Raw genomic sequence first — 13,083 nt, forward strand, 5'->3', positions numbered from 1 at the left:
CAGTCAGGTATGCAAACGCGCCGGCACGGCCGGCCAGAATCAGTCAGGCGCGCCAACGCCAGCGGGCCAGGGCCTTGATGACTTTCATCCAGAGTTTGCGGGTGACCACCACGATGGCGTTTCCAGAAGGGGGTTGAACAGCGTCGGGCAACGTTATCCCACCGGCCAGATCCAGGCAACCGGGAATTAGTTTGCGCAAATCGTCGATCACCAGTGCCGGGGATTCCTCGGCAATCGGCCGGCCATGGTTGTAGCCATAACTCAGCGCGACACACTTGACCCCCGCTGCTTTCGCCGCCTGCACATCGCTGCGCGAGTCGCCGACGAACAACGATTGCGAGGCCGGAATGTTGGCCATTTTCATCACGAAAAACAGCGCCGCCGGGTCAGGCTTCTTCTGCGGCAGGGTATCGCCGCCGATGATCCACTTGAAGTAGCGGCCGATCTTCATCTGATCGAGCAGAGGCGCGACGAAGCGCTCGGGCTTGTTGGTGATCAGCGCCATGGCCACGCCTTGCTTGTGCAGCCACTTGAGCGTGTCGCGCACACCGGGATAGACCACGGTCAGCTCATGGCTGGCGCCGTAAGCCTCCATGAAAATCTCCAGTGCGCGCTCGGCTTCAGCGTCGTCCACTGCCGAGTCATCGATACCACCCGCCAAGGCCCGACGCACCAGCACCGGCGCGCCATTGCCGACCCATTCGCGCACCGCTTCGATACCTGCCGGCGGACGGCCGAGGGAGAGCAGCATGGTGTCCACCGCCGCTGCCAGGTCGGGAACCGAATCGATCAGCGTGCCATCCAGATCGAACATCACCAACCGTGGCAGCTGCCCCGGGAACAACTGCTCAAAACCGCTCATGGGCGTGCCAGTGCCAGTTCGGAACGCATCTTGTCGATGACTTCCTGATAGTTCGGCGCGTTGAAAATGGCCGAGCCGGCGACGAAGGTGTCAGCACCAGCAGCGGCAATTTCGCGGATATTGTTGACGTTGACGCCGCCGTCGATTTCCAGGCGGATGTCGCGGCCCGAGGCGTCGATGATCGCCCGCGCTTCACGCAGTTTGTCGAGGGTGCCGGGAATGAACTTCTGCCCGCCGAAGCCCGGGTTGACGCTCATCAGCAGGACCATGTCGACCTTGTCGATCACGTACTTGAGCACGTCCAGCGGAGTCGCCGGATTGAACACCAGACCGGACTTGCACCCGCCTTCGCGGATCAGTTGCAGCGAGCGATCGACGTGCAGCGTGGCTTCCGGGTGGAAGGTAATGTAGGTCGCGCCGGCTTCGATGAAGTCGCCGACGATGCGGTCCACCGGGCTGACCATCAGGTGCGCGTCGATCGGCGCGGTGACGCCATACTTGCGCAGTGCCGCGCAGACCATCGGGCCGATCGTCAGGTTCGGTACGTAGTGGTTGTCCATGACATCGAAGTGGACGAAGTCGGCGCCGGCGGCGATAACGTTGTCCACTTCCTCGCCGAGGCGGGCGAAGTCGGCGGAGAGGATCGACGGAGCAATTACGAAGGGCTGCATGACGCACCTGTGCTGAGCTAAATCACGATGGCGCGCATTGTATACCTCAAGTTTCCACGCGCGCACCGGGACCGCGATGATTGGGTTGTGCCATGAGCCCTCAGCGACCGCGCCTCAGTAAGCCGCGCGGTAGATCTTCTCGATGTCGCCGGGGCTGAGTTTGCGCGGGTTGTTGCGCATCAAGCGCTCGATGCCGGCGGCCTCCACCGCCATCGCCGGGATCGCTTCCTCCGGCACGCCGAAACTGCGCAGCCCGGCAGGGATTTCCACGGCCGCGCATAACTCGGTCATGGCCTGCACGGCTTTGTCCGCAGCTTCGCTGGCGCTCAGATGCGCGGTCTTCACGCCCATGGCTTCGGCAATATCCTGCATGCGTTCGACGCAGGCCATTTTGTTCCAGGTCATCACATAGGGCAGCAGCAAAGCGTTGCTGACGCCGTGGGCAATGTTGAAGCGCCCACCCAGCGGGTACGCCAGCGCATGCACCGCACCGACCCCGGCATTGCCGAACGCCATGCCGGCCATCAGGCTGGCGGTGGCCATGTCTTCGCGCGCTTGCAGGTTGGCGCCGTTGGCGTAGGCCTTGGGCAGGGCGCTGGCGATCAGCTTGATCGCGCCAATGGCGAGGGAGTCGGTGATCGGCGAGGCGTTCACCGACAGATAGGATTCGATGGCGTGCACCAGTGCATCGACACCACTGGCGGCGGTGACGCTGCGCGGGCAGGTCAGGGTCATTTGCGGACTGACCAGCGCCACATCGGGCAACAGATAGTCGCTGACGATGCCTTTCTTCAACTGCGCGACCTTGTCCGAGAGGATCGCCACATTGGTGACTTCAGAGCCAGTGCCGGCGGTGGTCGGAATGGCGATCAGCGGCGGGCCTTTGCGCGGCACCTGATCGACACCGAACAGATCTTCCAGCGCGCCGTGGTAACCGGCGTAGGCGGCGACACTTTTGGCAATATCGATGGCGCTGCCGCCCCCGAGGCCGATCAAACCGTCATGCCCGCCTTCGCGATAGGCGCGCATGCAGTCCTCGACGATGGCGATTTCCGGGTCGGGCAGCACACGGTCGAAAATCTCGTATTCGCGCCCGCCGAGTTGCACCAGCGCCAGCTCGACAGTACCGGACTTGACCAGCGCGGCGTCGGTGACGATCAGCGGATTATCGATGTCCAGACGGGTGAGTTCAGCGGCCAGTTGCTCGATGGCTGCGGCGCCGGTGATCAGTTTGTGAGCGATTTTGAACTGGGACAGACTCATGGTGCGCAGCCTCTTATAGATGTGGGAGCTGGGCACAAGATTAGCTGGGGATTTGGGGTTGTCTGCTATTCAGGTCATGAATGACCAAAAGCAAAAGCCCCTCACCCTAGCCCTCTCCCAAAGGGAGAGGGGACTGACCGAGTTGTTTGGGAGAAGTACACCGACTTGCGATACCAAGTCGAACTCAGGCTTTGAAAAGCCCAACGTTCTGCTCCCTTTCCCCCTCGCCCCCCTGGGGGAGAGGGCTGGGGTGAGGGGGTAAGCTTTTGATCTGGCCCTTAAACCTGAGCAGTCCGCAGTTTTTCGCTGCGGCCACGTAGCCATTCCAGGGTCAGCAGCAGGATCACCGAGAAAGCAATCAGCAAAGTAGCCGCAGCCGCGATCGTCGGGCTCAGGTTCTCGCGAATCCCGCTGAACATCTGCCGAGGCAATGTCGCCTGCTCGGGCCCGGCAAGAAACAGCGTCACCACCACTTCATCGAAAGAAGTGGCAAAGGCAAACAGCGCCCCGGAAATCACTCCCGGCGCAATCAGCGGCAAGGTCACCCGGCGGAATGCAGTCAGCGGCGATGCACCGAGACTCGCAGCAGCACGCACCAGGTTGTGATTAAACCCCTGCAACGTCGCCGACACGGTGATGATCACAAACGGCACACCCAATACCGCATGCACGACGATCAGCGAGAAGAAGCTGTTACCCAGCCCCAGCGGCGCGAAGAACAGATAACTCGCCACGCCGATAATCACCACCGGCACCACCATCGGCGAGATCACCAGCGCCATCACCAGCGACTTGCCGGGGAAGTCGCCGCGGGTCAGGCCGATCGCCGCCAGCGTGCCGAAGATCATCGCCAGCACGGTCGCGGCCGGGGCGACGATGATGCTGTTCTTCAGCGCGCGCATCCATTCCGCCGAGGCGAAGAAGTCGTGGTACCACTGCAGTGAGAAACCTTGCAGCGGATAAACCAGAAAACTTCCCGAGTTGAACGACAGCGGCACGATCACCAGTACCGGCAGGATCAGGAACAACAGGATCAGGCCGCAGAGGATCCGCAGGCTGTAGAACCACACCCGTTCGATGGGCGACATGTAAGGACTCAGCATCGCAAATTCCCCTTAGCTCAGGCGCAGGCGACTGGCGCCGACCAGCCAGCTGTAGATCAGATAAAGCACCACGGTCGCCAGCAACAGCAGCCCGCCGAGTGCAGTGGCCATGCCCCAGTTGATGCTGGTGTTGGTGTAGAAGGCGACGAAGTAACTGACCATTTGGTCGTTCGGGCTGCCGAGCAGCGCCGGGGTGATGTAGTAGCCAATCGCAAGGATGAACACCAACAGGCAGCCGGCGCCGACACCAGCGTAGGTCTGCGGGAAGTACACCCGCCAGAAGCTGGCGAACGGATGACAGCCGAGGGAAATTGCCGCGCGCATGTAGGTGGGCGAGATGCCTTTCATCACGCTGTAGATCGGCAGAATCATGAACGGCAGCAGAATGTGCACCATCGAGATGTATACGCCGGTGCGGTTGAACACCAGTTCCAGCGGTTTATCGATGATGCCCATGGCCAGCAGCGCACTGTTGATCAGACCGCCGGACTGCAGCAGCACGATCCACGCTGCGACCCGCACCAGAATCGAGGTCCAGAATGGCAACAGCACCAGAATCATAAGCAGGTTGCTCTGCCGCGAAGGCAGGTTCGCCAGCAGATAAGCCAATGGATAAGCGAGCAACAGGCAGATCACGGTGATTACCAGGCCCATCCAGAACGTGCGGGCGAAGATGTCGAGGTAGATCGCTTGATCCGGGGTGGCCGGGGCCAGTTCGCCGAGATCATCGATACGGTGATCGACCGCCGCCAGCAGGTAATACGGAGTGATGCTGCTGGTGTTGCGTTTCACCGCTTGCCAATAAGCCGGGTCGCCCCAGCGTTCGTCTAGCGCTTCCAGCGCTTCTTTATAAGAAGCCGGTTCGCTGGCGAACGGCAGCGCCCGGGCGGTTTTGGTCAGCAGGCTGCGGTAGCCGGCCAACTCCATGTTCAAGCGCTTGGACAGATCGCCCAGCGTCTGGTTTTTGCGGGCTTCGGCGAGGTCTTCGCTGGCAGCCTTGTACACCGGCTCGGCGGGCAGACCACGGCCGTCCCAACTGGCGATGGCAGTGACAGTGCGCGGCATGCCGCCAACCACTTCCGGGTTGCCGACGCTTTTATAGAGCAGCGCCACGATGGGCACCAGAAACACCAGCAGCAGAAACAGCACCAGCGGCGCAATCAGCGCCTGGGCCTTCCAGCGGTTGACCCGCTCGGCGTGCTTGAGCTTCTGCTTCAAGGTGGGGCTGGCGCCCTCGTTCAGGGGAACGGCGATGGCCATGACGTACTCCGCAAATCTTTGATCGTTACAGAGGTGGCGAACCACCTCTGTTGCGTTGAAACACTGCTACCTGTGGGAGCGAGCCTTCCTGTGGCAGCGAACCTTTGTGGCGAGGGGATTTATCCCCGTTCGGCTGCGCAGCAGTCGTAAAACCTGAGAATGCGGTTTATCTGAACCACCGAGGGGGTATGGCTTCGGGGCTGCTTCGCAACCCAACGGGGATAAATCCCCTCGCCACAAAAGCGCCCTTGCCATCTCCATACAGGTAAAACAGTGGTTATTTCGCCGCCCAGGAATTGAAGCGCTGTTCCAGTTGCTCGCCGTTATCAGCCCAGAAGCTGACGTCGATCTGCACCTGGTTGGCGATGTTTTCCGGGGTGGTCGGCATGTCTTTCAGGACATCCTTGGCCAGCAACGGTACGGCTTGGGTGTTGGCCGGGCCGTAGGCGATGTTTTCCGAGTAGGTCTTCTGCTGCTGTGGCTGCACCGAGAAGGCAATGAATTTCTTCGCCGCTTCGGCGCGCTTGGCGTCCAGGCCTTTCGGGATGGCCCACGCGTCGAAGTCGTAGATGCCGCCGTTCCACACCACTTTCAGATTGGATTCTTTCTGCACCGCCGCGATGCGACCGTTGTAGGCCGAACTCATCACCACGTCGCCGGAAGCGAGGTATTGCGGCGGTTGTGCACCGGCTTCCCACCACTGAATGCTTGGCTTGAGCTCATCGAGTTTCTTGAACGCGCGATCCTGGCCGCCCTTGCTCGCCAGCTCTTTGTAGACGTCTTTCGGCGCAACACCGTCGGCCATCAAAGCGAATTCGAGGGTGTACTTGGCGCCTTTGCGCAGGCCGCGCTTGCCCGGGAATTTCTTCGTGTCCCAGAAATCCGCCCAACTGGTCGGTGCGGTTTTCAGCTTGTCAGCGTTGTAAGCCAGTACGGTCGACCAGACGAAGAAACCTACGCCGCACGGCTGAATGGCGCCTTTGACGTAGTCTTCGGTTTTGCCGAACAGCGCCGGGTCGAGTTGCTCGAACATGTCTTCGTCGCAACCACGGGACAGCTCCGGCGATTCAACTTCGACCAGATCCCACGACACACTCTTGGTGTCGACCATGGCTTTGACCTTGGCCATCTCGCCGTTGTATTCCCCGGCAACGATCTTGCCGTTACCCGCCGCTTCCCACGGTGCATAGAAGGCTTTGACTTGCGCCGCCTTGTTCGCCCCGCCAAACGACACCACGGTCAAGTCCGGGCCGGCGGCCATTGCGCCGGTCGCACCCATCAGGCCCAGAGTCAGGGCGGTGAACTTCAGGGATCTCAACATTTATTGTTCTCTCCACGTGCAGGGTTGGTGTTGGTATTGCCGGGGCGCTTAGTGCGCCTCTAAAAGCGGATCGAGCGCACGAACGTGCTCGACCTGCCAGCCAAGCGGAACCACGTCGCCGACAGCGAGCGCGGGATCGAGCTCGGCAATCGGTTGTTTCACGAAGAAGTCGGTCTTGCCGCAGACTTCCAGGCGCACCCGGACGTGGTCGCCCAGATAGATGAATTCCGCCACCCTCCCTGAGAAGCGGTTGACGCATTGATCGCTCGAACCGTTGAGGCTGACGCGCTCCGGACGGATCGACAGGGTTACCGGTTCGCCGGTCTGGCCAACGTTGACGGCCAGCGCCTCGACCTTTTCGCCACGCCCCAACTCGACCACGCAGCGCTCGCCACTCTGGCTGAGCAGGCGGCCGTTGAGACGGTTGTTCTCGCCAATGAAGTTGGCTACGAAGGTGTTTTTCGGTTCTTCGTAGAGCGTGCGCGGTGGCGCGATCTGCTGGATCTCACCTTGATGGAACACCGCCACGCGATCGGACATGGTCAGTGCTTCGCCCTGGTCGTGGGTCACGTAGACCACGGTCACGCCGAGGCGCTGGTGCAGGTGCTTGATCTCCATCTGCATGTGTTCACGCAGTTGTTTGTCGAGGGCGCCCAGCGGTTCGTCCATCAGCACCAGTTGCGGCTCGAACACCAGCGCGCGGGCCAGTGCCACACGTTGCTGCTGACCACCGGACAACTGCGCCGGATAGCGCGAAGCGAAGGCGTCGAGCTGAACCATGCTGAGGACTTTCTTCACCCGCTCGCTGACGTCGCTTTTGTTCAAGCCGCGCACGGTCAACGGAAAGGCGAGGTTTTCGGCGACGGTCATGTGCGGGAACAGCGCGTAGTTCTGGAACACCATGCCTATGTCACGCTTGTGCGGCGGCACGTTGTTGATCGAACGCCCGGCCAGCAGAATCTCGCCGGCGGTCGGCGTTTCGAAACCGGCGAGCATCATCAGGCTGGTGGTCTTGCCGGAACCGGACGGCCCGAGCAATGTGAGGAATTCGCCTTTGCGAATGTCCAGGTTGAGGTCTTTGACGATCAGGTTCTCGCCGTCGTAGCTCTTCTGCACACCACGAAAGCTGACCAGCACATCACCGGCCCCTGCGTTTGAATCGACCTGGCTCATACCCACACCTTTGTTGTTGATGACTGCTTGTTCATCAAGCCTAGTGGCTGGCGGCGGCCACGCAAATCGGGGCGCAGGAGAGAATCGCTTAAGCGCAATGGAAGGTTGGGTGTAGGGATTGCCCTACAAGGATGGCGCTAATGGATAAAGCAGTGGTGAGCGGTGGGCTGCAAGCCGCGAGCAAGGGCAAAAGCGTTTGTCGCTAACAGATATGCCAACGCGGTCTCATGTAGGAGCTGCCGAAGGCTCGGGCCGCGATCGGACGATCTTTTGACCTTGCTGTTTATAAGATCAAAAGATCGCAGCCTTCGGCAGCTCCTACAGGTGCGGGGCGGGTTCAGAGGAGTTTGTGCTCCATCGCGTATTTGACCAGCTCCGCCAGCGAGGTGATGTTGAGCTTCTGCATCAGCCGCGCCTTGTGGGTGCTGATGGTCTTGCTGCTCAGGGCCAGTTGCAGGGCGATGTCGTTGACGTTCGCGCCTTGGGCCAGGCGTTCGAACACCGAGAATTCGCGTTCTGACAAAAGTGAATGCAGCGGCCGGGTATCGGTCAGGCCAACTTCGAATACCATTCGGTCAGCCAGTTCCGGGTCAATGTAGCGCCCGCCCGCGGCGACTTTGCGGATTGCTGTGAGCAGCAGCGCCGGATCGCTGTCCTTGGTCGCATACCCGGCCGCGCCGACCTTCAACGCGCGCGCGGCCATTTGCGCTTCGTCGTGCATCGACAGCACCAGAATCGCCGGCGGATTGTTCAGCGCCCGAATGCGCGGGATCGCTTCCAGGCCATTGACGCCGGGCATGGAGATGTCCAGCAACACCACTTCGCACGGCACGCTGCGCAGGGTTTCGAGCAGTTGCTCGCCATTGCTCGCCTCCCCCACGACTTGCAGATCCTTGGCCAGGCCGATCAATTGCTTGATGCCCTCGCGGACGATGGTGTGGTCTTCGGCTACCAGTACACGGATCAAGTTTTTCTCCTCAGCCAAAATATTTCGCGAGCAGGCTCGCTCCCACCCTGGAATGCATTCTCCCTGTGGGAGCGAGCCTGCTCGCGAAGGCGTCCGCACTCACAACACAGAACTTCAGACCTCACTCACCGGCACCCACACCTCAAGACTGGTGCCCTCCCCCGGCTCACTCACCAGCTCCAGCCGCCCGCCCATGATCAGCACCCGCTCACGCATGCCGACCAGGCCAAACGACGTCGGCCGACCTTCAGCGGCGACAAATCCTACGCCATCATCGCTGACGGTCAGACACAATTCATCGCCCGCAAGCTCCAGCGTCAACTCCACCGTATGCGCCTGAGCATGGCGCATCACGTTGGTCAGCGCCTCCTGCAAAATCCGGAACAGCCCCACCGCCTTGGCGTCACTGAGTGCCGGCAGGTTGTCCGGCACCTGCACCAGACACGGTATCTGTGTGCGCGCCTCGAAACGCCGAGCCTGCCACTCGATCGCCGAGGCAATCCCGGCATCGAGAATCGGCGGGCGCAATGCCGTCGCCACATCGCGCACCAGTTGGAACAACTGCGCGATCAGGCGTTTCATGCTGTTGAGCCGCTCGTTGAGTCCCGGATCGAGTTGCGCGTAGGCCAATTCGCACATCGATGTCTCCAGTTTCAGTACGGTGAGCATCTGTCCCAACTCATCATGGACTTCCCGGGCGATGCGCGCCTTCTCTTCTTCGCGCACGCTCTCCAGGTGCGCCGACAGTTCACGCAGTTGCTCGCGCGAGGCTGCCAGTTCCAGCTCGATGCGCTTGCTTTCACTGATGTCCCAAACGATGCCGTCCCACACGTAGGCGCCATCCTCCAGTTTGCGGGTGATCGCCTTGATCTCGGCCCAACGCTGCTCCCCCTGGCGCGTGACGATGCGGCCCTGCCACGACCAGTCGCTGTCGGTATCCAGCGCCTGATCCTGGGTGCGGTGATAACTGGCCTTGTCGTCGGGATGCACCAGACTGCGCAGGCCCATGTCGCGATGGGCGATGGCTGCCGGCGCATAACCGACCAGACTTTCGCTGCCCTCGCTGATGTAGGCAAAGTCGATCTGCCCGGTAACCGGCGCCCGCTCCAGCCTGAACACCAGACCCGGGACGTTGGCGGCGATGCCTTGCAGGCGCGCCTCGCTTTCCTGCAAAGCGGCGAGCGCGCGGCGGCGGTCGGTGACATCGGTGAGGTAGACAACCAGATATTCACTGTCGCGAAAACGCAGGAAGCTCAGGGAAACGTCGGCCGGCAATACGCTGCCATCGGCGCGCAGGCAGCTGGTTTCGAAGCTCAGCGGCCCTTCTTCACTGGCCCGTGCACGCTTCCACAGATTGAGCCAGCGATCCATGTGCAGGCCGGGCTCGAAATCGATCAGCGGCCGCTCGATCAGCCCGCCCGAGGGATAGCCGAGCATGTTTTCCGCCGCGCGGTTGGCGTAGCGCACATGGCTGTCCCAATTGACCCAGAGAATGCCGACGGTGCTTTGGTCGATGGAAAACTGCGTCAGGCGCAGTGCTTCTTCACTGGCCGCGCGCAACGCAATGTCCTCGCGGGCGCTGAGCAAGCGTTGTTCGAGACTGTGCTGTTGGCGCCGCTGCCAGACCACGATTGCCGCGCAACTGAGCAGCATCACCGCGAACAACAGGCTGAGGTTCTGCCAGAACCCCGGCGACTCGGTCAGCCGTGGGTATTTCGGCTGCAGCCATTGGTTGTGCAATTGTTCCAGATCCTTGGCCGGGATCGCGCGCAAGGCGCTCTGGACGATGCCGGCCAGTTCCGGCCAATCGCGCCGCGAGGCCACGCGCAGCAGTTGCGGCAGGCCGATATCGCCGACCACCACCAGTTCGGCAAACTCCGGCTCCACCGACAGGCGCCCCAACTGCGCTTCGTCGACCACCGCGTAGGAGGCTTGCTGACTCAACAGCAGTTGCAATGCCTGACGCTCCAGCGGTACGCCTTGCAGATTCAAGTGCGGATAGTTGCTGCGCAGGTAATCGGCGGTGCTGCTCGGCATGCGCACGGCGACGCGGGTCTGGCTGTCGAGTTTTTCCAGATCGACCGCGCCACTGCTTTTCTGGTCGCTGACCACCAGTTGCGGCACGCGCATGTACGGGTCGGAAAACTGCCAGAGGCGCAGCGCGCTGGGAGTCTGACTCAGGCCCGGGGCGATGTCGATCTCGCCCTCGCGCAAAGCGGTTTCCAATGCCCCCAGATCCTGAAAGTTGCGCCAGCTCAGTTCCACGCCGAGGGTTTTGGCCAGCAGTTTCATCAACTCGACATTGGCCCCGGACAATCGCTGCAGGCGCCGATCGTAGGTCGCGTAGGGCGCCTGCAACACCAGGCCAACACGCAATTCAGTGTGCTGCGCCAACCATTGCTGCTGCTCTGGCGACAATTGCGCGGCATGTGCCAGGGGCGCAGGCGCCGCCCAGCCCATCAAGGGAAACCACAAACAGCCGATAACCCACAGGCAGCAAAATCGCTTCATTGAAGTCTCATACACTGACAAATTCTGACCAACCCATTAGGCTGCCGGGATACTTTTCTGGCCTGGAATAACCGATGCCCTTTGTCTACCGCCTGGCACTGCCAGCATTGTGCCTGTCGCTGATCCTGCCTTGTGCGTTTTCCGTCGAAGCCGCCGACCCTGCGCCTGCCGCCACGGATAAACCCGCCGAAGAAAAACCGGCCGAGCGCCAGCCACTGCTTGAGCGTAGTCAGGAAGAGGCCGCCGCACTGCAACGTAAACTGCCGGCGCAAGAGCAGCAACAACTGCAGGCTGGCAGCGACACTTTCCTCGCCCTGTGGAAACCGGCCAACAGCGCCGAACCCAAAGGTGCGGTGATCATCGTTCCCGGTGCCGGCGAAACCGCTGACTGGCCGCAGGCAGTCGGCCCGTTGCGACGCAAATTGCCGGACGTCGAGTGGAGCAGCCTGAGTATCACCCTGCCGGATCTGCAAGGCGACGCCATTGCTCCGCGCGTAATCGAACCGGCCGCCGCGCCGAAAGCCCCGGAAACCGCAAGCAAGGATGCCGCCACCGCGCAACCGATCGAGCAAGCCGCAGGCGGTGAAGCGGAAGTTGCCGAACAGGTGGTCGCCGAGACCAGCGAAGAACAAGCCAAAGCCGATGCCGATCGCATCTTCGGGCGCATCGACGCAGCGATTGCCTACGCCGAACAGCAGAGCGCGCGCAGCATCGTCGTGCTCGGGCATGGCACCGGCGCCTATTGGGCGGCGCGCTTTCTCAGCGAGCGGCAGACACCGCAGGTGGAAAAACTGGTGATGGTCGATGCGCAAGCACCGGCCAAAGCCCTGCCGCCACTCGCCGAACTGACACCGACGCTGAAGCTGCCGACGGTGGATATTTTCTACATGGACAAAGCGCTGGATCGCAACGCAGCGCTGGAGCGCATGCAGGCGAGCAAGCGCCTGAAGACCTCGGCATTCAGCCAGGTGGCGCTGAAGGTGTTGCCGGACAAAAAGGCTGAGCAGGAGCAATTGTTTCGGCGGGTGCGGGGCTGGTTGAATCCTCAAGCTGTTGACTGACTGTTACACCGAGTCGCCCCTATTCGCGAGCAGGCTCGCTCCCACATTGAATTGTGCATAGATCCAATGTGGGAGCGAGCCTGCTCGCGAAGAGGGCCGCACAAACAACAACACTCTAACGCCTAGCGAAAATCCCGCCGCTCGCGAATCAGCGTATAAGCGCTATGCAATTCCCGCGTCCGCTCGGTCGCCTCACGCACCTGTGCCGGGGTCGCGCCACTGCCGGCAATCTTGTCCGGGTGATGGCGACTGAGCAATCGCCGGTAAGCGCGCTTGATCTGCGCCGGCTCGCTGCTCGCCGACACCCCAAGCAATTTCATCGCCTCCTGGTAGCTCACCGCCGCACTGACGATCGGCCGCTTGCCCGGCTCGTAATCGCTGGCCAATGCCTGCACCTGCTGCGGCGTCCAGCCCAGCCACTTGCCCCACTGCGCCAGCAACTCGCGCTCACTCACCCCAGCGCGACCGTCGGCCCAGACCATCCGCCAACAGGCGCGCAACACACCTTCAGCCGCATGCGGTTGCGCACTCAGACGGCGCAGATAGCCGCGCAGATTGTCGCTGCCGGACTTGCCGCGATTGAACGCAGCGATGGCCCGGCGCGTCGCCGGCTCGCTCATTTCCAGTGCGCGCATTTCATTGCGCGCCTGCTGGATATGCCCGTCAGTGACGCGCCCGTCGCTCTTGGCCAGACGCCCGAGCAAGACGAACAGCAATTCATCGTTGCGCAGCATCGGCCGGCCGCCGAGCTTTTCGCGTAAATGTCCCCAGCTCTGCAAGTGCAGGCGCCGATCCAGCGCCTGCCCCAACAACGCCCCAAGCATGGCCCCCGGAATGCTGGCAATCGCGTACCCCACTCCGGCTCCAATCAGAGTCCCTGGCCACAGCATC

At 61.8% G+C, this 13,083-nt stretch carries 11 protein-coding genes; 1 reads left to right on the forward strand and 10 read right to left on the reverse strand.

Annotated features, from left to right (window positions below; genetic code table 11):
- Positions 1-43 precede the first annotated feature (43 nt).
- The 9 genes from PS14A_RS22700 to PS14A_RS22740 all read right to left on the reverse strand — a co-directional run bounded on the left by PS14A_RS22700 (position 44) and on the right by PS14A_RS22740 (position 11,131).
- Positions 44-862 (reverse strand): phosphoglycolate phosphatase, encoded by an 819-nt coding sequence (locus PS14A_RS22700; protein ID WP_122612452.1) that lies wholly within the window; start codon positions 860-862, stop codon positions 44-46.
- A complete protein-coding gene (gene rpe, locus PS14A_RS22705) occupies positions 859-1,533 on the reverse strand; it encodes a ribulose-phosphate 3-epimerase (protein WP_212617268.1) in 675 nt (224 codons plus the stop codon). The genes PS14A_RS22700 and rpe overlap by 4 nt, the downstream gene beginning before the upstream one ends.
- Before the next feature lie 114 nt (positions 1,534-1,647).
- Entirely contained in the window at positions 1,648-2,796 is a 1,149-nt protein-coding gene (locus tag PS14A_RS22710; RefSeq protein ID WP_212617269.1) for an iron-containing alcohol dehydrogenase, read from the reverse strand.
- Between the two features lie 278 nt (positions 2,797-3,074).
- Positions 3,075-3,899, reverse strand: coding sequence for an ABC transporter permease (locus tag PS14A_RS22715; protein WP_093097808.1), 825 nt, complete (start codon positions 3,897-3,899; stop codon positions 3,075-3,077).
- A 12-nt stretch (positions 3,900-3,911) separates the two neighbouring features.
- The gene (locus PS14A_RS22720; RefSeq protein WP_016772908.1) at positions 3,912-5,159 is read right to left on the reverse strand and encodes an ABC transporter permease; all 1,248 of its coding nucleotides are present in this window, start codon (positions 5,157-5,159) and stop codon (positions 3,912-3,914) included.
- A 277-nt stretch (positions 5,160-5,436) separates the two neighbouring features.
- Positions 5,437-6,480 (reverse strand): ABC transporter substrate-binding protein, encoded by a 1,044-nt coding sequence (locus PS14A_RS22725; RefSeq protein ID WP_016772907.1) that lies wholly within the window; start codon positions 6,478-6,480, stop codon positions 5,437-5,439.
- A 48-nt stretch (positions 6,481-6,528) separates the two neighbouring features.
- On the reverse strand, positions 6,529-7,653 hold the full coding sequence (locus PS14A_RS22730; RefSeq protein WP_130911379.1) for an ABC transporter ATP-binding protein: 1,125 nt from the start codon (positions 7,651-7,653) through the stop codon (positions 6,529-6,531).
- A 337-nt stretch (positions 7,654-7,990) separates the two neighbouring features.
- Complete coding sequence (locus tag PS14A_RS22735) at positions 7,991-8,620, reverse strand: response regulator transcription factor (protein ID WP_130911380.1); 630 nt, start codon at positions 8,618-8,620, stop codon at positions 7,991-7,993.
- A 114-nt stretch (positions 8,621-8,734) separates the two neighbouring features.
- The gene (locus tag PS14A_RS22740; RefSeq protein ID WP_212617270.1) at positions 8,735-11,131 is read right to left on the reverse strand and encodes a sensor histidine kinase; all 2,397 of its coding nucleotides are present in this window, start codon (positions 11,129-11,131) and stop codon (positions 8,735-8,737) included.
- A 74-nt stretch (positions 11,132-11,205) separates the two neighbouring features.
- On the opposite strand from PS14A_RS22740, the gene PS14A_RS22745 reads away from it, so the two are divergent.
- Positions 11,206-12,192: an alpha/beta hydrolase family protein gene (locus tag PS14A_RS22745; RefSeq protein ID WP_130911382.1), complete on the forward strand. Its 987-nt coding sequence runs from the start codon at positions 11,206-11,208 to the stop codon at positions 12,190-12,192.
- 122 nt (positions 12,193-12,314) lie between these two features.
- Here PS14A_RS22745 and PS14A_RS22750 read toward each other — a convergent pair whose 3' ends face one another.
- Entirely contained in the window at positions 12,315-13,082 is a 768-nt protein-coding gene (locus PS14A_RS22750; protein ID WP_130911383.1) for a TerB family tellurite resistance protein, read from the reverse strand.
- Between the last annotated feature and the right edge of the window lies 1 nt (position 13,083).

It is taken from the genome of Pseudomonas sp. 14A (genome assembly GCF_018132745.1).
Lineage (GTDB): Bacteria > Pseudomonadota > Gammaproteobacteria > Pseudomonadales > Pseudomonadaceae > Aquipseudomonas > Aquipseudomonas mercuritolerans.

Coding starts and splice junctions, on each gene's coding strand:
- PS14A_RS22700 (WP_122612452.1), bottom strand. CDS start 862: ATGAGCGGTTTTGAGCAGTTGTTCCCGGGGCAGCTGCCACGGTTGGTG.
- rpe (WP_212617268.1), bottom strand. CDS start 1,533: ATGCAGCCCTTCGTAATTGCTCCGTCGATCCTCTCCGCCGACTTCGCC.
- PS14A_RS22710 (WP_212617269.1), bottom strand. CDS start 2,796: ATGAGTCTGTCCCAGTTCAAAATCGCTCACAAACTGATCACCGGCGCC.
- PS14A_RS22715 (WP_093097808.1), bottom strand. CDS start 3,899: ATGCTGAGTCCTTACATGTCGCCCATCGAACGGGTGTGGTTCTACAGC.
- PS14A_RS22720 (WP_016772908.1), bottom strand. CDS start 5,159: ATGGCCATCGCCGTTCCCCTGAACGAGGGCGCCAGCCCCACCTTGAAG.
- PS14A_RS22725 (WP_016772907.1), bottom strand. CDS start 6,480: ATGTTGAGATCCCTGAAGTTCACCGCCCTGACTCTGGGCCTGATGGGT.
- PS14A_RS22730 (WP_130911379.1), bottom strand. CDS start 7,653: ATGAGCCAGGTCGATTCAAACGCAGGGGCCGGTGATGTGCTGGTCAGC.
- PS14A_RS22740 (WP_212617270.1), bottom strand. CDS start 11,131: ATGAAGCGATTTTGCTGCCTGTGGGTTATCGGCTGTTTGTGGTTTCCC.
- PS14A_RS22745 (WP_130911382.1), top strand. CDS start 11,206: ATGCCCTTTGTCTACCGCCTGGCACTGCCAGCATTGTGCCTGTCGCTG.
- PS14A_RS22750 (WP_130911383.1), bottom strand. CDS start 13,082: ATGCTGTGGCCAGGGACTCTGATTGGAGCCGGAGTGGGGTACGCGATT.